21 protein-coding genes are annotated in these 18,805 nt (G+C 41.8%); 10 read left to right on the top strand and 11 right to left on the bottom strand.

The window, feature by feature from the left end; all coding sequences use genetic code 11:
- Window positions 1-446 precede the first annotated feature (446 nt).
- Both UYI_RS0127650 and UYI_RS39880 read left to right on the top strand, forming a co-directional pair.
- Window positions 447-884, top strand: coding sequence for a DUF4383 domain-containing protein (locus UYI_RS0127650; RefSeq protein WP_016869929.1), 438 nt, complete (start codon window positions 447-449; stop codon window positions 882-884).
- 23 nt (window positions 885-907) lie between these two features.
- Window positions 908-1,033 carry a hypothetical protein gene (locus UYI_RS39880; protein WP_016869927.1) on the top strand — a complete coding sequence of 42 codons (126 nt, stop codon included), beginning with the start codon at window positions 908-910 and terminating at the stop codon, window positions 1,031-1,033.
- Between the two features lie 16 nt (window positions 1,034-1,049).
- Here UYI_RS39880 and UYI_RS0127640 read toward each other — a convergent pair whose 3' ends face one another.
- The 3 genes from UYI_RS0127640 to UYI_RS0127630 all read right to left on the bottom strand — a co-directional run bounded on the left by UYI_RS0127640 (window position 1,050) and on the right by UYI_RS0127630 (window position 4,482).
- Window positions 1,050-1,937 carry an SGNH/GDSL hydrolase family protein gene (locus tag UYI_RS0127640; protein ID WP_016869925.1) on the bottom strand — a complete coding sequence of 296 codons (888 nt, stop codon included), beginning with the start codon at window positions 1,935-1,937 and terminating at the stop codon, window positions 1,050-1,052.
- A 722-nt stretch (window positions 1,938-2,659) separates the two neighbouring features.
- Complete coding sequence (locus UYI_RS0127635) at window positions 2,660-3,232, bottom strand: Rid family hydrolase (protein WP_016869924.1); 573 nt, start codon at window positions 3,230-3,232, stop codon at window positions 2,660-2,662.
- A 233-nt stretch (window positions 3,233-3,465) separates the two neighbouring features.
- Window positions 3,466-4,482 (bottom strand): heme-dependent oxidative N-demethylase family protein, encoded by a 1,017-nt coding sequence (locus UYI_RS0127630; protein WP_016869923.1) that lies wholly within the window; start codon window positions 4,480-4,482, stop codon window positions 3,466-3,468.
- Between the two features lie 94 nt (window positions 4,483-4,576).
- On the opposite strand from UYI_RS0127630, the gene UYI_RS0127625 reads away from it, so the two are divergent.
- From UYI_RS0127625 to UYI_RS0127600, 6 genes are all read left to right on the top strand, one after another.
- The gene (locus UYI_RS0127625) at window positions 4,577-5,116 is read left to right on the top strand and encodes a hypothetical protein (protein ID WP_035139062.1); all 540 of its coding nucleotides are present in this window, start codon (window positions 4,577-4,579) and stop codon (window positions 5,114-5,116) included.
- A gap of 161 nt (window positions 5,117-5,277) precedes the next feature.
- Entirely contained in the window at window positions 5,278-6,279 is a 1,002-nt protein-coding gene (locus UYI_RS33535; RefSeq protein ID WP_051035590.1) for an RNA-guided endonuclease InsQ/TnpB family protein, read from the top strand.
- 414 nt (window positions 6,280-6,693) lie between these two features.
- Entirely contained in the window at window positions 6,694-7,752 is a 1,059-nt protein-coding gene (locus tag UYI_RS0127615; RefSeq protein ID WP_016869920.1) for a chlorophyll a/b binding light-harvesting protein, read from the top strand.
- Window positions 7,753-7,834: 82 nt separating this feature from the next.
- A complete protein-coding gene (locus tag UYI_RS0127610) occupies window positions 7,835-9,343 on the top strand; it encodes a chlorophyll a/b binding light-harvesting protein (protein WP_016869919.1) in 1,509 nt (502 codons plus the stop codon).
- A gap of 74 nt (window positions 9,344-9,417) precedes the next feature.
- Entirely contained in the window at window positions 9,418-9,930 is a 513-nt protein-coding gene (fldA, locus tag UYI_RS0127605) for a flavodoxin FldA (protein WP_016869918.1), read from the top strand.
- 109 nt (window positions 9,931-10,039) lie between these two features.
- Window positions 10,040-10,798, top strand: coding sequence for an alpha/beta fold hydrolase (locus UYI_RS0127600; protein WP_016869917.1), 759 nt, complete (start codon window positions 10,040-10,042; stop codon window positions 10,796-10,798).
- 348 nt (window positions 10,799-11,146) lie between these two features.
- Here UYI_RS0127600 and UYI_RS0127595 read toward each other — a convergent pair whose 3' ends face one another.
- Complete coding sequence (locus UYI_RS0127595) at window positions 11,147-11,890, bottom strand: response regulator transcription factor (RefSeq protein ID WP_009455833.1); 744 nt, start codon at window positions 11,888-11,890, stop codon at window positions 11,147-11,149.
- Between the two features lie 158 nt (window positions 11,891-12,048).
- Between UYI_RS0127595 and UYI_RS0127590 the strand changes: the two genes are divergently transcribed.
- Window positions 12,049-13,197: a YheT family hydrolase gene (locus tag UYI_RS0127590; protein ID WP_016869916.1), complete on the top strand. Its 1,149-nt coding sequence runs from the start codon at window positions 12,049-12,051 to the stop codon at window positions 13,195-13,197.
- Between the two features lie 30 nt (window positions 13,198-13,227).
- Here the strand turns inward: UYI_RS0127590 and UYI_RS0127585 are convergent, their stop codons facing one another.
- The 5 genes from UYI_RS0127585 to aat form a co-directional block, all read right to left on the bottom strand.
- Entirely contained in the window at window positions 13,228-13,785 is a 558-nt protein-coding gene (locus tag UYI_RS0127585; protein ID WP_016869915.1) for a methylmalonic aciduria and homocystinuria type D protein, read from the bottom strand.
- Between the two features lie 230 nt (window positions 13,786-14,015).
- Window positions 14,016-14,222: a hypothetical protein gene (locus UYI_RS0127580; protein WP_016869914.1), complete on the bottom strand. Its 207-nt coding sequence runs from the start codon at window positions 14,220-14,222 to the stop codon at window positions 14,016-14,018.
- A gap of 141 nt (window positions 14,223-14,363) precedes the next feature.
- A complete protein-coding gene (gene devC / locus UYI_RS0127575) occupies window positions 14,364-15,530 on the bottom strand; it encodes an ABC transporter permease DevC (RefSeq protein ID WP_016869913.1) in 1,167 nt (388 codons plus the stop codon).
- A gap of 173 nt (window positions 15,531-15,703) precedes the next feature.
- Window positions 15,704-16,243, bottom strand: coding sequence for a universal stress protein (locus UYI_RS0127570; RefSeq protein ID WP_016869912.1), 540 nt, complete (start codon window positions 16,241-16,243; stop codon window positions 15,704-15,706).
- A gap of 133 nt (window positions 16,244-16,376) precedes the next feature.
- On the bottom strand, window positions 16,377-16,952 hold the full coding sequence (gene aat, locus UYI_RS0127565) for a leucyl/phenylalanyl-tRNA--protein transferase (RefSeq protein WP_016869911.1): 576 nt from the start codon (window positions 16,950-16,952) through the stop codon (window positions 16,377-16,379).
- 110 nt (window positions 16,953-17,062) lie between these two features.
- Between aat and UYI_RS0127560 the strand changes: the two genes are divergently transcribed.
- Window positions 17,063-17,392 carry a hypothetical protein gene (locus UYI_RS0127560; protein ID WP_016869910.1) on the top strand — a complete coding sequence of 110 codons (330 nt, stop codon included), beginning with the start codon at window positions 17,063-17,065 and terminating at the stop codon, window positions 17,390-17,392.
- A gap of 83 nt (window positions 17,393-17,475) precedes the next feature.
- On the opposite strand, the gene rpsN is transcribed toward UYI_RS0127560, so the two are convergent.
- Together rpsN and thiD are read right to left on the bottom strand one after the other, a co-directional pair.
- Entirely contained in the window at window positions 17,476-17,778 is a 303-nt protein-coding gene (rpsN, locus tag UYI_RS0127555) for a 30S ribosomal protein S14 (protein WP_026086215.1), read from the bottom strand.
- 60 nt (window positions 17,779-17,838) lie between these two features.
- Complete coding sequence (gene thiD, locus UYI_RS0127550) at window positions 17,839-18,669, bottom strand: bifunctional hydroxymethylpyrimidine kinase/phosphomethylpyrimidine kinase (RefSeq protein ID WP_016869908.1); 831 nt, start codon at window positions 18,667-18,669, stop codon at window positions 17,839-17,841.
- Window positions 18,670-18,805: the final 136 nt, after the last annotated feature.

The raw sequence follows: 18,805 nt of genomic DNA, 5'->3' as shown, positions 1-18,805 counted from the left end.
TAGATTACTAGTGTTTGGGAGAAAGTAGATTTTCATGTTAATAATTAGCAATATATTTTGAAAACTTCACTCATAGCTACCAAGAGGTGAAAATCTTATTTAGTTGTTTTTAGAGATAAAAAATTAGTAGTTTTTACCTCGATATTGCTTCTATCTCAGGTAATAAAATTTTTCGTAATTTAATATTTTTTAACTTTTATAGACTATTTTTACCATAAGAATTAACCAAGCCATTTCACCTATATCAAAAGAAATACTTTTTATATTAATCTTTTTATGGACGATATAAAATAAAAGCCCTCCAAATATAGGAAGGGCTTTTATTTATATTGTGTTGTTGAACACAAGACTATTTAACATCATCCTGCTACCTATAGAAGAGGAATTTTGATAAGTAACAGTGTTACTTGTGGAACAAAACAACTTAATAGAGGAGGAGCATTAGTATGAGAATACGCTACTTTGCTCTGATCGCGGGAATTTTCTTTTTACTTGTCGGAATACTGGGATTTATACCAGGTTTGCGTATACTTCCTCAAGATGCACCTCTCATCTCAGTTGATACTGGATATGGCTACTTATTCAGTCTTTTTCCGATCAATTACTTGCATAATTTTGTCCATCTAGTAGTTGGCTTGCTAGGTATAGCTGCCTTTTGGAGCTTAAAGTTTTCACGCTTGTATGCACAAGGGTTAGCTATTTTCTATGCATTACTAGCAGTAATAGGTGTAATTCCAGCAACAAATACAACATTTGGCTTTATTCCCATCTTTGGTAATAATGTTTGGCTTCATGGATTAACAGCACTGATTGCAGCTTACTTTGGCTACTGGATGCCGGTATCTCCAGAGGAAGCTAAGAACATCGATACCAGAACGGTTTAGCTTCAAAATAAGGCAGATGGCAGATGGCACAGGAGAAGGGTAAGAATTTTCATGACAAAGTTTGTGCCAAAACAGCAGTGTGGATGACTCCCTTGAAAGGCAGCTATGCTAATAGCAGATCGCAGAAGGACTCAAAGAAACTTTCCTAACTTTATTGTGAACATATTATTGCAAAAGCTCCGGAAGAGGCGGAAATGAGTATGTCGTTTTCAACTCTTTTAGAGCTGCTTTTGCCAAAATCTGATGAGCAGCAGTGGTTGGATGAATGCCATCCCAGAATAAAAACTTGTCTGGATTGCCACAAGTAGCAAGTTTGTTTAGACAAGCTTCGGTTACATTTATGAAGCCAAACTTAGTTGGATTAGCGATCGCTTCCTTATATAGCGAATGAACATCAAGCATAATCATTTGGCTGTCATGTCCTAGCTTTTGTTTGAGAATATCAAGGGACTTAACCAAGCTCAAATTATGCGCGATCGTTGCAGAACTGAGAATACTAGAATAAGGGCTATTGCGTGTGGCTGGAATATTCCCTAAATCTGGTAAGTTAGCAACCAAGATTTTTTTTGCTCCAACTTTTGCAAGAGATTGGATTGCCTGAGATATATTGCTGATTGATACTGAAGGATTGCTCATGCTATGAAGATAATCATTAGCACCAGCCCATAGAATATAGAGTGCATTTCTATCAACCTGCTGATGAATTTTGATAAAGCCATCAACTTGTGTTAATAAATCTGGAATTCTATTAATATTGCCACTTCCTGTGGTTGCGCCGCCATAGGCAAAGTTAGTATTTTGCTTGGGGGTTAATGCTAGCCCAGAAGCAAGATATTCCACCCAAACTAAACCATTAGAAAAACGCCCTTGAAAGTAGGGAGGGCTAGAAGGATGGAATCCTTCAGTCGCATTAAATACGTTACCAATATCGGAAAGACTGTCACCAAAGACATAAAGTTCATTGATGCTAGTATGGCAATTTGTGATTGAAGTTGTCGGTGCAACCATAATTAAGGATAAGAAAGCAAGCACTACTAAAATCTGTTTTTTCACGCTTCCATTCACTTTTAATGAGAGCCAGACTGCTTTTTAAGCAAAAGCCCTTTTCTGTTTTGATCAAGGAGGTTAATACTGGTTGATCAAAGTTAGAAATTATAAATCATTTCTTTACAAGGATTTGATACTTGTTTAGGCTTTCAAGCTATTAGATTGTTTGGTTCTGAGGATTAAAGCCTTTCTAGTGAATGCTTTTCTAATGTAACAATATATTTCTGGAAGTGAAGCAGGGTTATCCGTACTTTGAATAGCGATCGCACTATTTTATTTTCAAAATATAAACAGACTTTTACAATAATTCTGTCAAAAGGTAGAAGCCAAAAATTTATTTTCTTTAATTTTGTAGAGGTCGAGCATCGACACACACAGATGAATTGGTAATTGGTAATGACTGCTTGCTGATTAATAGGCTTTAATTGCATGATTGATCATCTCTTCTGTCTCCTTCCCTGTATTAACTTTGATAAAGCGTCGGTACATCTTTGGTAAGGCTGACACATAGGGTATAGCATTTACCAAGGTTGGGTGATGTGAAAGCCTTACTTTTAAAGGTGAATAGATTCTACAGTACATCACCCGGTAATTGGTAATTGGTGATAAAGGGGGCTTTACGCATCACACCTGGTAAGAAAGAGGAGACAAAGAGGGGAGAGTCAAAGTATTTTCCCTAAACCTCCATGACTCCTTTTAGCAAATATATGAAATTACTTGAAATTTTCTTAATTAGAAACTAGTCCTCCATCACCTTTTTCTGGAATCACCGCATAAGCATCAATTTCAAACAACATACCGTCCAGTGCAAGTCTAGGAACAGGAATGAGGGTGTTTGCTGGTGGTTTATCCCCCCACAAATTGCTAATTTCCCTTCCTAAGGGTATCAATTTATCTTGGTTGTAATCCACTATAAGAATAGTAGTTTTTGCTACATCTGTTGGTTTCGCACCAACCGCTTCTAAGGCAAAGCGGAGGTTCTCAAAAGCTCTCACTAACTGTGGTTCAAAGTCACTAGAGACAAGATTCCCTTGTAAATCTGAACCAAATTGACCAGAAATATAGACGGTTTTTGTCCTTGGTGGTGTCACAGCTATATGACTATAGCCATTTCGGGTTGCATCATACAAAGTTGGTGGGTTCACCAATGTTACATCTTTGTTCTGTTGAGCTTTGACTTCCTTTTGTGTTCCTACCACAATGGCAGTACCTAGCCCACTACCCCCAAGCCACAAAAGTGCATTTCGTCGTGAGAATTTTGTTACTAGTGAATTCACTGCATTGGTTATACGTTGAGTCATTTAATCTCCTTAAATATGAGTTCTCCATTTTTGCTCATATCTAGTTCTATTATGTGTTTAATTGGAGTAAAAAAGCACCAGTAAAGATGTCTGCTTGAGTACGGTTACCTAATTGTTACTGGTTAAAAATACTTATAATTTAGAAGACTTTCGCTATCAGCCTGCAATTTGAATCGTAGACTGGTTATTAATTTGATTCCTCCAACACCCCTACACCCAATTTCTTAGATACCTTAAACCTGGTCTAGCCATGCTAAAATATCAGCTTTACTGTCTGCCAATCCCTTATAAATGAGAGATTCCGGTGTCATTGACTCAATTGCAGCAGATAGTTTGCACCGCAACTGTGGATCTTTTTTGATCACACTACAATCCCGAAAGTAGGTGCGAATAGTAAATAGCGCCGCCTCATACTTTGGTAATCCCCAAATCACTTGACGCTCTATTCGCAGATATAAGCGAGGATGTTCTCGATTAAAATTTCTACCTAGCCATTGTTTGATTGGCACATTTGGCGGTGGTTCGGGGTGATGGTTCAGGTGTGTGTCAGTACTTAAACCCCAAGCAAAACGTACCATCGGTTCTCGCATAATCATTGTGTTGACAATGGCGCTAGCGCGGCGATTAATTTTTTCCATACCTGCTACAGGTAAATGGACTGTGGCAAAGTCTTTGCCAATTTTCTCTTCTGCTGACCAATGGTTGGGATAGCACAGATGAATTGCACTTACCCAATTGTTACCATTTTTCGTACGGGAGATTACAGTGATATCTTCTTGTATTTGCGCTGCTAAAGCATCAAGGGTAGAAGCGTAAAGTGGAAATACTTGGCTAGGTTGTACTTTTTGTAACTCATAGCTGGAATCTAGATAGAGAGTTTCTCCTGTAAGCTGGTTGTAAAATTTGATATCGGCGTTGCTTTGGTGTTCGATGTGGAAGTATTGCGGGTATTCTTGAGTGAGGCGGTTGATAATTAATTGAGCGATCGCACTAGCTACGGCATGAGAATAATTACTAGTTTGATAGTACTTGCTCAATCTTTCGGCACGCCCGGCAAGCTTTACGTTGCGATAGTAAGCAAAGTTTTCATCTATTTGAAATACTTGTTGGTCAACTTGACCATTACCGAGATCATCAGCTAAAGGAATTAAACCAGGTTTGACCTCATAGCGTCCATTACTCGGCAAAAAGTAGTAAACTGCACCATTAGATCCTTCAACAGTCTTAGCTTCCAGCAATAATTGAAGCATAGGCTCATACTGTTTCACTATAAGTCTGGTATTATATTTATTTTTTAGAAGTCCTTGATAAAGGGGATAGATTTGGTTTCGTTAACTTGAGGAAATGACAACACTACTAAAGAGTGATCGCTCATTCAAGAATAGATTTTTGCTCTCGACAGCGGTTGTGCTAACAGGACTCACACTTAACAGTTGCAGTACTCTTGTAACAGATCAGTATGAAGCTACAGCCCTAACTACTTACACATGGCGAGTTAAATATGCATACGATCTCACCAATGAACCATCACCACGCTTTGAAACCTTTGCCACAACTTCTTTGCTAAATCGCAATGGCATCAAGCCCCCTGGAGCTGTCATCGGCCCTGATGACAGGGGTTTATGGTGGCCTACTCTACCACCACGACCTTCAGTATCAGAAGTAGAACAACGGCAAAAACCCCAAGAACAGGCAAGTACACCCGAATTATTGAAAGCTGTGGAGTACAGACTGACGTATACGCTAGGTTCTCAACAGAAGACTTTACCCACAAATTACGCAGTTTATCGCCAGGTAGTCAAAGCATACCCGTCAAAAGCTCCTCTGCGGCTAACTTTGGGAGTTGGAGATAATTCTGTAGAGAAAGCGGAAATAGCTAATTAGAAGTACATCGGATCTATGAAAAACAAACTCTGCATTGGCTTGTGGAAACCTTGCTAAGTCTAAACATTCACCGCGTCCCCGCATCCGATACATCAGCCTTCACCGAACCTCCTCGCTGCGGAAGCCTCTGGCTTTAGACATGGGGAGGAAGCAGCAGGCGAATTTATTCGCCGTGCGTATGTCACCGAAAAACTGCTAAACAAAAGAACAAACCAGTTCAATCTTTTAAGCCAACTAGCGCCGACTACGACGCTAGGATTTTTGCTTTTAGAGAGAAAGACTGGACTGTTAGCCTTACCTTGATGGAAGGCAGGGAGCATATCAAGTTGGATGTGGGTAACTACCAGAGAGGCAAACTCAAAGGTAAAAAGCCAACATCCGCGCAACTGTGCAAGCATCGGGATGGTTCCTACTATATTCATATCCAAATCAAAGATGAGGCTCCTAAACCACTCAAACCAACTAACGTTATCGGCGTGGATTTTGGGCGCAGGGATATCGCTGTAACCAGTAACGGGGACAAGTGGGACGGCAAACAAATAACAGAGGTTCGGGATAAGTACGCCAAGGTTAGGGCATCTCTCCAGCAAAAAGCCTCGAAAGGCACAAGGTCTACTCGCCGTAGGGCAAGGCAGATTTTGCAACGGTTGTCGGGGCGTGAGAGAAGATTTCAGCAATGGCTCAACCATCAAATCAGCTACCGCATCATTCAACAAGCCAAATCCATGAATGCGATTGTTGCTATTGAGAATTTGACCGGGATTAGGGAACGCACCAATCAGCAATACAGAAATAAGGTTGAACGTAGACGTTCTAATTCCTGGTCTTTCTATCAATTGCGTTCCTTCCTTGAATATAAAGGTATCAAGCAAGGAGTTGAAGTGATTGCAGTACCACCTGCCTACACCAGCCAAACGTGCCACCAATGCTTGCACATTGGCTTGAGGTCGGATAAGCGTTTCAAGTGTGGCAATTGTGGATGGCATGGTGACGCTGATTTGAATGGATCTAGGGTAATTCGTCTTTTGGGGCAGTCTGTAAACCTGCCTGGAGGTTCGGGTTATTTGTGCTGTTCTCTCAGTGCAGATCGCTCAGGGCTACTGAAAGCCCCCGGATTCTATCCGTGGGGAAGTTTACCCATCAATTTTGAGTTAACAGAGTAGTAGTATGTTTGCATTGCTTAGGTTTTTACTGATTATTGCTAAAAATATTCAATAAAATCTTCAAATATTGCAAAAAATACTTGCTTGTAAATCTCATTTACAAGCAAGTTTGTTGTTTGGACATTGCTTGCACACTGTCAGAGGAAAATCAGCCTATGGCTAACTTTTGCCACCTATATGTTCGTGAATTAAAGTTGCACCCTGCATCTTTTAAATTTAATAGTCTGTAAAATCAAATCCAGTTTATTGAGAAAATATTTTAATAATCAAGTTATTTTACAAAACGTAATAATTGCCTTTGTCTCTAGTATCTCATTTTTGACAAATGAGAGTTAATTGCATTAATTTTGATTTTAGTGTAAGCTCATTTTAAACTTGTTGAATAATATTCTCAACAAACTCAATAGGTGAAATATGGCAACTTCTACAAGTCCGCTGTCGGTGGAGCAAGACCTCGCCGACTCGCCTTGGTGGGCAGGAAACGCAAGGCTCACGAACTTATCAGGGAAATTATTAGGCGCTCACGTCGCTCATGCTGGTTTGATTGTTTTTTGGGCAGGAGTGATGACTTTATTTGAGCTAGCCCATTTTAATTCGGCACAACCAATGTACGAGCAAGGCTTGATTTTGCTACCTCACCTAGCTGCTCTTGGTTGGGGTGTAGGTGCAGAGGGTGCAGTTGTGGATACTTATCCCTATTTCGTCATTGGCGCTTTGCATTTAATTTCCTCAGCCTTTCTGGGTTTTGGAGGAATCTTTCACTCCCTGCGTGGCCCAGAAACTCTAGAGGGTAGGTTTCCTTTGTTTGGCTACGACTGGTCAGATACAGGCAAAATGACCACAATCCTTGGTATTCACTTGGTGTTACTGGGTTGTGGTGCATTTTTGTTAGTTGCTAAAGCAATGTACTTTGGTGGATTGTACGACCCAAACATTGAGAATGTCAGGGTAATTACAAATCCGACGCTGAATCCAGCTGTGATCTTTGGCTATCTGTTCGGTGCAATCGGTAAATTCTGGATCGCTGGCGTTGACAATCTAGAAGACGTAGTTGGTGGTCATATTTGGATTGGTGGGATGTTACTTTTTGGTGGACTTTTCCACATTGTGACTAAACCCTTTAGTTGGACGCATCCACTATTTGTTTGGTCTGGAGAAGCTTACCTCTGTTACAGTCTGGGCGCTTTGGCACTAATGGGCTTTATTGCCACTCTCTTCGTATCAGTGAACACGACTGTTTATCCTGAAGTTTTTTATGGCCCGGCACTTGTGGTGAGGCAGAATGTCGTGCCGTACTTTTCATCAGTTGATCCTGACCTTGTTAGCTCCCGAACTTGGTTAGCTAATGCTCACTTTTGGTTAGCTTTCTTCTTTCTCCAAGGCCATATCTGGCACGCCTTACGGGCGCGTGGGTTCGATTTTCGTAAAGGTCGGGTAAGTCAAGAGGCGGTGATTCCCCAACCGATTAGCTGAAGCAAATTAATGCAAAAAAATTGCAAAAAATTCTCGCAACTGTTTTAGAAAAATTGCAAAAAATTCTCAAGGATGATTAGAAATGACAGCAGTAATTGCAGATAGCCCATACAAGCAACAAATACCTGATGTTGGCTGGTGGGCTGGTAACTTTCGTCTTACCAATCTATCAGGTAAATTACTAGGCGCTCATATTGCTCACGCTGCACTGATTTTGTTATGGGCTGGCGGAATGACACTGTTTGAGTTGTCGCGCTTCAATCCGAATCTGCCAATGTATGAGCAAGGGTTAATCCTGCTGCCTCATCTAGCAACTCTGGGTTTTGGTGTCGGTGCTGGTGGACAAGTCATTAGCACCTATCCCTACTTCGTCATCAGTGTCTTGCATCTGATACCTTCAGTGATTCTGGCAGCCGGTGGTATTTACCACTCCCTACTAGGACCAGAGGTGTTAGAAGACAATCCTACATTAGCTGGCTTTTTTGGCTATGACTGGAAAGACAAAGATAAGATGACCACTATCTTGGGCATTCACCTAGTGATTTTAGGCTTGGGTGCTTGGCTTTTGGTTGCGAAGGCGATGTTTTGGGGTGGACTGTTTGATCCTTGGGTAGCTGGCGGTGGAGACGTGAGGGTAATCAATCATCCAACGCTCAATCCACTTCGGATTTTCGCCTATCTATTTGGAGTTTGGGGCCCAGAGGGAATGGCAGCTGTTGATAACTTGGAAGATGTCGTTGGCGGTCACATCTGGGTTGGTTTGATGTTAATTGGCGGTGGTATTTTCCACATCTTGACTAAGCCATTTACCTGGGCGCGCCGAGTTTTGATTTACTCAGGAGAAGCGTATCTTTCTTATAGCATTGGTGGTGTCGCATACATGGGCTTTTTGGCAGCATACTTTGCGTCAGTCAATAACACTGTCTATCCAGAAGTTTTCTATGGCCCAGTTAAAGCTATAGAAACTTCTGCTGGTATAGTTTCTGCGCGTGGTTGGTTGGTAACTTTCCATTTTGTCTTGGCAGTCATATTCCTCTTAGGTCACATTTGGCACGCACTGCGTGCCCGTGCAATTGCCGCCGGATTTGATTTCAAAAATGCTGACATGGTTCAAGCGCCCCAGGTAAACCCCCAAACAGCAAATCAAGCTACTGCGATCGCCTCCTCTGACTTGACGCTGAAGTTTTTGAAATATTTGCCAATCTACCGCCCTGGTGTCTCTCCTCTAGGACGGGGGTTGGAAATTGGCATGGCTCATGGTTACTGGTTAGTTGGGCCGTTTGTCACGTTAGCTTCATTCGGTTCATTGGGTAATTCTAATCTAGGAAACTTGGTTGGTTTAATAGCCACAGGTAGTTTGATTGTCATCCTGACAATTGGTTTTTCGATTTACGGCACTACCAGCTTTGAAAGACAACAACAAACCGTACCACCAGCAACGGTTATCACAATTCCCAGTGTGCCACAGACTGTCAATACTACCGAAGGATGGAGTCAATTTACTGAGGGCTTTCTGATTGGTGGAATTGGTGGAGCAATCTTCGCCTATCTGCTTTTGAGTAGTGTTGCTGTGTTTGCTGCGTTTGTATAGCGCGTTTTACGTCCCAGCCTTCCCTTTGGGAAGGCTGAATGGAAACAAGAATGAAGTGAAATAGGGCGCAAAATATGTCAAAAATTGGTCTATTTTTCGGTTCTACAACAGGTAAAACTGAGTTGGTAGCAGAGACAATTCAGAAAGAATTTGGTGGTGATGATGTAGTGACATTGCACAACATCATGGATGCAGAAGAGGATGATTTTGCCGATTATGAATATCTAATTATTGGCTGTTCTACCTGGAATATTGGTGAACTACAAAGCGACTGGGAGGGCTTTTTCTCCGAGTTAGATAATATTGATTTCAACGGTAAAAAGGTAGCCTATTTTGGCACTGGAGACCAGATTGGTTATGCCGATAACTTTCAAGATGCAATGGGCATTTTAGAAGAGAAAATTACCGAACTCGGCGGTACTACAGTTGGTTACTGGTCTACAGATGGCTATGATTTTAATGAATCTAAAGCTGTGAAAAACGGTAAGTTTGTAGGTTTGGCTCTTGATGAAGATAACCAATCTGACTTAACTGACGAACGTATTAAAGCTTGGGTAGCTCAACTTAAAAAAGAGTTTGGTGTGTAGTTCAAATAATCGCTCATAGTTAATAGCTAATTGCCTTTCTTGCTGTTAGCTATTAACAGTTTTAACTAGAATTTTAGAACTTTACTTTAATTAATAGTAGGATAAATTCATGTCTCCTGAGCCAGATGCTATTTGGTTGAATACAAGCCCTAGTTTGTTATGTTTTGCTCAACCACTTTTGTGTGAATTGTCACGTGATGTAACTATTGCTCGGTGGGAATATAGCCAGACTCAGGATGAAGCAAGTTCCTTAGATGTTGCGATACTGCTGCTAGATAATTATCTCCAATCCATTAATCAACCTGTGCATCTGATTGGCCACAGCACTGGAGGCTTATTAGGATTACTATATACGCGTCGATATCCAAAAAAAGTTAAGTCTTTAACTCTATTAGCTGTGGGTGCTGATGCTGCGCTTGACTGGCAAGCTCATTATTACGCTCATCTCCCTTACTTGAGTCGGCAAAAGATTCTCAATGCGATGGTATACAATCTATTTGGCTATCAAAATGAAAAAACCGTCAAGCGTCTAGAGAGGATTTTGGAGCAAGATAAGAATTGTTCGCTTTCACCTCACTCCTTGGTGAAACGGTTAAGTGTACCTCCTGCCCCAGTTCCTGTACCCTTTATGGTTTGTGGTAGTACCGACGACATGATCGTAGAACCCGAGGCTCTGCAAGGATGGCGACCTTTTTTGATGGAGGGCGTAGACGCGGAGCGGCTTCTCGCAAGAGATCGCTATTGGGAATGTCACAAAGGACGGCATTTTTTTCACTTCTTCCATCCAAATTTGGTAGCAGAACAGATTCTTGACTTTTGGCAATCTCTGCATCACTCGGATTTAGTTTTTTCTAGCCTCGTGAACTAATATCATGTTCGCTTGAACACTTAATATTCTCTGTTGGGGTCGGTAATGGGTAATTAAGATACTGATGATTTTCCTATGCCCAATGCCCAATGACCCCACCTGCTACAACTGTTGGAACCCCCAAGGGCGCAGTGGCTCCTTTATGCCAGCAAAGGAGTCTACTGCACTGGCTGCCCAATGCCCGAGCTTAATATCATAGAAATCGAGTTATGGCGCACTCAGGAAAGCGATCGCAGGGATACACAATCATAAACACAAAACTTTATTGGCACTCTTGAAGTGATCACAACATACGAGTGCCAATTTAAAAACTAATTTATCAACATTTACGTAACAGTCCGAACAGAATCAATCGACTTTTGATGTAGGGATACCTTCGCTTGATTGGGGAACACTGGGCAACTCTAGACAGTATCCAGCACCATATACTGTTTTGATGTAACGGGGGTGACGAGGGTCTGGTTCTAGCTTGGTTCGTAAGTGACGAATGTGGACTCGAATGGTTTCAATATCATCATCTGGATCGTACCCCCACACTTCCCTGAGAATTTCACTAGGGGAAACGGTTTGACCGTGTCGCTGGAGTAAGCAGTGAAGTAACTCGAACTCTAGATGAGTTAGTTTGACTGTTTGATTGAACCATATTGCCTCAAACCGTTCGGGAACCAGAGTCAAGGGCCCATAGTTGAGAATTTCACTATGTTTAGCGGCTTGGGGAATACGGTCAGTACGTCGCAATAAAGCGCGCACCCGCGCCAGCATTTCTTCAACTTCAAATGGTTTGGTTAGGTAGTCATCTGCACCTGCATTAAAGCCTTCTACTTTATCTTGAGTCTGCGAAAGCGCTGTTAACATCAATACGGGAATCTCGGCTGTACGTTCATCTCGGCGCAAGCGCTGACATACAGTGAACCCATCTACCCTGGGCAACATCAGATCGAGCATAATTAAGTCTGGTTGGAGTTGTAGAGCCAGCGCTTGACCCTTGATCCCATCTTCTGCTTGGCTGACGTCGTAGCCAGCCATCTCTAAGTTGACGGCAACTAACTCTGAAATTGCTGGGTCATCGTCTATGACTAGAATCCTCGGCATTATTAAAAAATTATTACTACTTATTAAGGATAAATAAGAACCTTTGGGAAATACAAAGATTGCTTCATTAGATTATAAAAAATATTTTAAATCTAACATAAAGATTAAAATTCAAAGATTTAAAAAATAAGTCCAAGCTATACTAAATCCTAGAGATAATGTGTTACTGGTCATACAATCCGCCAAAATTTTTGCGCAATGGTGTAGCAATGACCCTCTACACCGCGCTTTGGGCTGGGCGTAATTGGGAAAAAACTACGAAATATCCAGAACCTCCTTATCAAGAACATGTTTTTGTTGGTGGGCAAAGTGTAGCGATTTTTGGCTGGGTGGCTATTCCTGAAAACCCTTGCGGCACGATCGTAGGAACCTATGGTATTACAGGTGAGTTGGAGAATCAATGGTTTCTCAAACTGCTAGGACGTAAAGCCTACGCCCAAGGGTATGCAGTCGTATTATTTGATTGGCGTGGTCACGGCAGGACAGCCCAATTATCGCCGACATTGACCAGCGATGGTTTGTACGAAGGTGAAGATTTTATTCGTATCGCAGCGGCGGCTAAAGCAATGGGATGTCCAGGAAAATTTTGGTTCACGGGATATTCTTTAGGGGGACAGTTGGCGCTGTGGGCGGTGAGTTTAAGGTGGGGAGATTGGGAGGTGGGGAGGTGGGGAGAGAATTTCTCTCTATCACCCCATCACCCCATCACCCCATCATTTGAGGTTCTGGGTTTAGAGGACGAAGATATTGGTGGTGCGGCGGTAATTTGTCCAAGTCTGGATTCTAAGCGATCGCTTACCTATTTAGTCAAGCAGCCTTTTGGCCGATATATAGAAAAGGCGATCACACGTAATCTCAAAAAACTGGCGTGGCAAATTTATGAAGCTCATCCTAACAGTATTGACCCAGAAGCGATCGCACGAGTAAATAGTATCTGGAGCTTTGATGAAGAATTAGTTATTAAACGCTTGGGTTTTCCTTCGGTGGAAGCTTATTACGATGCCAGCAGCGCTTTGCAATTACTACCAAATCTGCAAAAACCGACTTTGATTATTTATGCCGAAGATGATCCTCTTTTTGATCCGGCGATCGTGCCAGATTTACAATCAGCTTGTGCTGCTAATCCAGTGATAGATTTGTTACTTACTCGTTACGGTGGTCATGTGGGTTACATCAGCAGCAAAGAATGTCAACGCCAAGCACAAGACCCTGATCCTTGGTGGGCATGGAATCGAATTTTAGAATGGCTGAGTGGTAGTGAAGGGCGAAGGGGCAGGGTGAAAGAATATAGGTATAAAAAATACTAACTCCACTCCGTAGCACAGGCTGCTTGCTGACTATTGATCAATGTCTTGCCAACTATGCAATGGGGCTATACTTTTGATGGCCTCTTCGATGACGATTGGAGGGGCTGCTGAGAGCAAAATACTAGGATAAACTGCCATACCCCACTCAGGATGGACTAGTACACGACACTTATTTTCTATAACTGGATAATTGAGTAAAGCTTTCACAACTGCTGTATCGTCATGAGGAACTATCCCCGGACGAGAAAGCAATGGATAACCTGTGCGGGGATCAATGAGGTCTGTCAAATAACCGCGATCGCGCAGATTAAAAGCCACATCAAAGCCAAACCTCATAAATTTTTCCCGTAACTTTTCTTTTTCCGCCTCAATTTCTGGCGTACTTACCATCATTGCGTAAGTAGATTGTTGTAAAACAATCACCACCCACAAAAAAAGTTGATGTTTCCAATCAGGTAATATCCGTTCACAATTGGCACAAATGTACTGACTCGGAGAATGAATTGAAATCTCAACCGCTTGTCCGCTTGTGCCAACCAAATTAATAGGATAGCCTGCAACAAAAGTGTTAAGCGTTGGATAGTTCACTTATCTTATTTTGTTTTTTTCAAGTTTTTTAATTTTTCCTTTGTATAGATGATAACTCTTAAAGCTTCAGAAAAATCATCAAATATATATAAAAGAATAGGTGAATTTGTAGCTATTATTAATTATTTATTATTTCTTAATCTTGTGGTTATATTTTCTTAACCTAAATAGTTGGTTGTTGGTTGTTAATCGTTGGTTGGGACGATACCAAACAACAAACAACAAACAAATTAATTCAGTTTTAAAGCATTGACTGGAACTTCATCCCAGGAATCAACTGTCCGTAATTGTGCTACCCAACCTGCGATTTTTTGCGTTTCAGTCAAGTTTTTTTTAAAAGACTCATGACACTCTTTAGCTTGGGACTCATTGCAGCAGGCTATACAGGCATAAACCAAGCCAGATGGATCGATTTGCTCATTTACCCAAATAGTCATGCTATATCCCCTCGAAAAGTCACATCAAAAGAATTGTAGTGTGTTCTCTAACGATTGGGTAATGGGTAAGTTAAGATACTGATGATTTTCCCATGCCCAACAACCACTAACCACTAACCACTAACAACCAACCACCAACTATTAAAATACATCAGCAGGATCAGCAGAATTTAACTTTCGCATTGTGGTAAATGCAGAAATCAAGCACATTGTCACTGTTAAAACAAATACAGTGATACCCCGCTCGATAGTCATAAAAATGGGCAGCATGGTAGCAGTAGCTGCTAGCTGATAAAGTCCCAAGGAAACAATAAATCCTGGGATGTAACCTAATACTGCTAGGAGTAAAGCTTCTTGAATCAGCACTACTATTAAATAGCGATCGCTATACCCTATGGCCTTGAGCATAGCGTATTGTGGTAAGTGATCGGCAATGTCAGCATAAATAATCTGATAAACAATCACAATTCCAACAATAAAAGAGACAATCACGCCCAAACCAAAAACAAAACCTATCGGGGTTGTTTTTGCCCAATAAGCTTTTTCTGCCTGTGCAAAACTCTCATTAGTGAGAATCATCACATCATCAGGTAAATCATCTACTAAACTTTGGGCAACTTGTTGTGGATATACATCTGCTTGTAACTTAATTAGACCAATCTGAATTTGCTGTGGATGGTGATTGGGGAATAAGTGCAGAAAAGTTGAGTCGCTGGTAATCACATTTCCATATGCGCCAAATGATGCACCCAAGGTAAACAAACCCGCAACCCGGACGTTAACATCATTTAATTCAGTTTCTACGATTGTTCGCTGTTGCAATAAAGTGGTGATGGGCCCAAATTCTGGTAAGGAACCTTGGTCAAACAACACTGTATTCAGTTTTTGCAACTGACTGCGGTTTTGCTCAACTTCAGGAAATTTAAATGCAATGGTTCTCGGGTCTGTACCAAACACCAAAATACTTAGTAAACGGTGTGTTTGGGGATTTCTCCATTTTCCATAACCCATATAAAGCGGACTTACCGACTCCACCCCTTTAAATCCTAACGCCTGATACAATCGCTCCCGAGAAAAATTTTTTAGTGAATACACACTTTTAAAATGGGAACTCACCATCACCAAATCTGTATCTAAGCTTCTTTGTGGTGCTGTGGAACTATCAAATAGTGAAGCCTCAAACCCCATCTGAGTACAGATCATTATGTTTGCAAAGGCAATACCCACTACCGCTACCGCCAAACGAGTCTTCTGTTTAATTAGCTGTCGCCATGCGAGGAGGATTGTACGAAAATATTTGCGAAGCATTTACCAGAGTCCTTGGGCAAGTCCTGCTAATATATCTCCGGTAAAAGCAATTCAAAACCGGAGAAAAGAGGATGATCTTCGCAAAGGATGCGGGGATGGGGAAGGGAGACAGGGGAGATAGGGAGGAGTAATGGTTCTCCTTAGTTGAGCAAAATTAAGAAACTCTAAAATTGCTATGAAACGGAGGTGGAAGCACTTGCGCTTTCTTTTACAACTTCAGTTTCTTGGCCACGAACAGAAGAAAGATGTACAACATGGACTGAACAAGGAGCGTGGTGCAGGACGTAATTACTAACGCTGCCGAGTAATAGTTCCGCTAGACCAGAGTGACCTCGACGTCCGATGACAATAAGATCAGCACCCCAACTCGCAGCTAAGTCACAAATGACTCGACTAGGAGTGCCAGGGATTTGTCTAAATTCAGCGTTCACATCGGCTGTGTTTGCTTGAGCGCAGAATGATTGCAACATCTCTATACCTTGATTTTTCCACCTGTCCCACTCCTGTTGGTGAGACTGTGAGACTTGCTCCCACATTCCGGGATAGTAGTCAAAAGTGGACACTGGTATATAAGGACTGCCTTCTTCCTCACTGGATAAAACATGTAGCAGCAATAAATTCGCTCCAGTCATCTTCGCCAAAGCAAACCCTTGTTCAAAAACCTGTTTGCCTATCTCAGAGCAATCCAATGCAACTAGAATTTTTTTAAACATATAAACCTCTAATACTTAAGCTAGGTAAGTTTTTCAAAATTTTTTTGTCCTACACTTAGGTATAGAGAAATAATTTGAGAAACTTGTGAAGAATTTGAATGAGGGGAAGAGGGAGTGGCTAGGGATATCAAATTTAAACAAGAGAACACTTTCGATACAATGCCTTATAAAGTAACTCTTGATACTCTTTATCATCCACTCTATAAGCCCCAAATCTTTCTAAATGGGGGTTCATCATTTGGGCATCAAATAAGACAAATTGCCTTTCTCGCAACCTTTCTACTAACTTCACCAGTGCCACTTTAGAACCATCGGGAATGCGATAAAACATCGATTCCCCAATAAAAGCACCACCAACAACAATCCCTAAAATTCCTCCAGCAAGTTCATCATCCTGCCAAGTTTCAAAACTGTACGCCCAACCTGTTTCGTAAAGCTGCCAGTAGATATCTTTTAATTCTGAAGAAATCCAGGTTACTTCTCGGTTAGCGCAACCTTCGACGACAGCCGCAAAATCACGGTTAACCGCCACAGTAAACCGCTGTTGATTCAAGACACGCCGTAGTGACTTGGGGTAGCGAAATCGATCATCCAAAGGAATGAGAGTACGATCGCGACTTCCATACCAACCCAAGGAATTATCCTCATCAGCCATGAGAAAATAACCTTGGGCATAGCCTTGAATGATACTGGGGATATCATATTGCATAAATAATACAAAAATAACAAACACGAGAGGAACACTCTATAGATGCTATCAATCATCCTCTGCGTTCCTCTTCGATTCCTTAGCGTCACTCTGCGTTTAAAATAAAGAAGATGACTGAACCTATCCCACCTATTACCCTGCCACCATCCCAAAATCCGGAGCTTGAAGGCGAATGGTTAAAGCAACGCTTGCAGGGGTGGCTAGATGCAGAATTTATCCCAGAAGCAGTTAACCAAAGCATTGCCGAACGTGCAGCACAAATTTTTGTTCGGCAACGGATGGAAGGAGAAAATGACCTTGGTTCTCTGGTAATTGCTATTGTCACAGAGATGCAGGCATTTGATTTTTCCAAAAGTTTTTATGGAGAGTTTGCGATCGCCAACGCTGTTAGCGATCTACTCTTAGAAAGTCTGGGAATTGATAAGTGTTGTGGACAATAATACTTTGTTTATTGTTGGTGGTTCGTTGTTGTTTGGTTTGTTACTGGTTTCCCAACAACTAACAACTAACAACAACCAACTAACTACCAACTAGACTTAACCACGCCAGGTAAAAGGCCCTCGTGCGCCCATTCCCGCAAAACGTTCCGAGATAGTCCAAAGTCGCGGTAAACACCTCTGGGACGACCAGTAGCCCAGCAACGGTTACGGCGGCGGCTGGGTGCGCTGTTGCGGGGTAGCTGTTGAATTTGTCTGTGAATCTCCAGCTTATCCATCGGATCTTCTGTAGTTCTGAACTCTTCTAACAAAGCTTCCCGCTTGGCAGCATACTTTGCCACTAACTTAGCGCGTTTTTTCTCGCGCTCAATCATGCTCTTTTTTGCCATTGAGTCTGTTACTAATTTGAATTGAAAGACAGCATTTTCCATTCTATCTGATGGAATTAGTTAATGGTTAGTTGTTAGCAACAGTGGATAAAAATGTCCGACAGGGCCTTGCCCTTTACCAATATTTAGGGCGTAGGATAGAGCATTCGTAACATACTCTTTTGCCTGCTGCACTGCGGTGAATAAGTCATCACCACGCGCTAAATTAGCTGCGATCGCTGCTGATAAAGTACAACCAGTACCGTGAGTATTTTTTGTATCTACCTGTTTGGTACTAAGAGTCGCGAGTTTTTGCCCATCAAACCAAACATCGACTCCCCGTCCGCTTCCCGACATCCCACCACCTTTGACTAGCACTACTTTGGCTTTGAATTTATCGTGAATAATTTGGGCGCACTTGCGCATATCATCTAGAGTGTTAATTTCTAAACCGCTCAAAATCTGGGCTTCGTAGCGATTGGGTGTAGCGATCGCAGCTAGGGGTATGAGTGTATGGCAAAGTGTATTCACAGCTTGATCGTCAATTAATTGTGCCCCCGTCCTTGATACCATTACAGGATCAACAACTAAATTTTGAATTTGTAAAGCTTCTACTTGCTGGGCGACAGCTGCGATAATTTCTTTGTTGAGCAACATTCCTGTCTTTGCTGCTTGCACGCCGATATCTTCACATACAGCTTGCATTTGAGCAATCACCGCCTCTGGTGGCATAGCATCAACTCTGGTAACACCTAAAGTATTTTGAGCTGTAACACAAGTGATCGCACTCGTGCCGTGGATACAGTGAAAAGCAAAGGTACGTAAATCCGCTTGCATTCCTGCACCACCACCACTATCTGAACCAGCAATAGTTAAAGCAACAGGTATGCGAGATGTTATTTCGGCGTTCATATAAATGATGTGAATTTGATGAGTCCTGTTTTGACCTCTCCCCTAACCCCTCTCCTACAAGGAGAGGGGAGGAACAACGCGATTAAATCTCCCGTGTTTCTAACTGGGGGAGATGTCAATTGTCACTGATAAGTGA

This window comes from Fischerella muscicola PCC 7414 (assembly GCF_000317205.1).
Taxonomy (GTDB): Bacteria; Cyanobacteriota; Cyanobacteriia; order Cyanobacteriales; family Nostocaceae; genus Fischerella; species Fischerella muscicola.
Note: the sequence above shows the minus strand (reverse complement) of the source record. Positions and strands in the feature narration are given on the sequence as shown.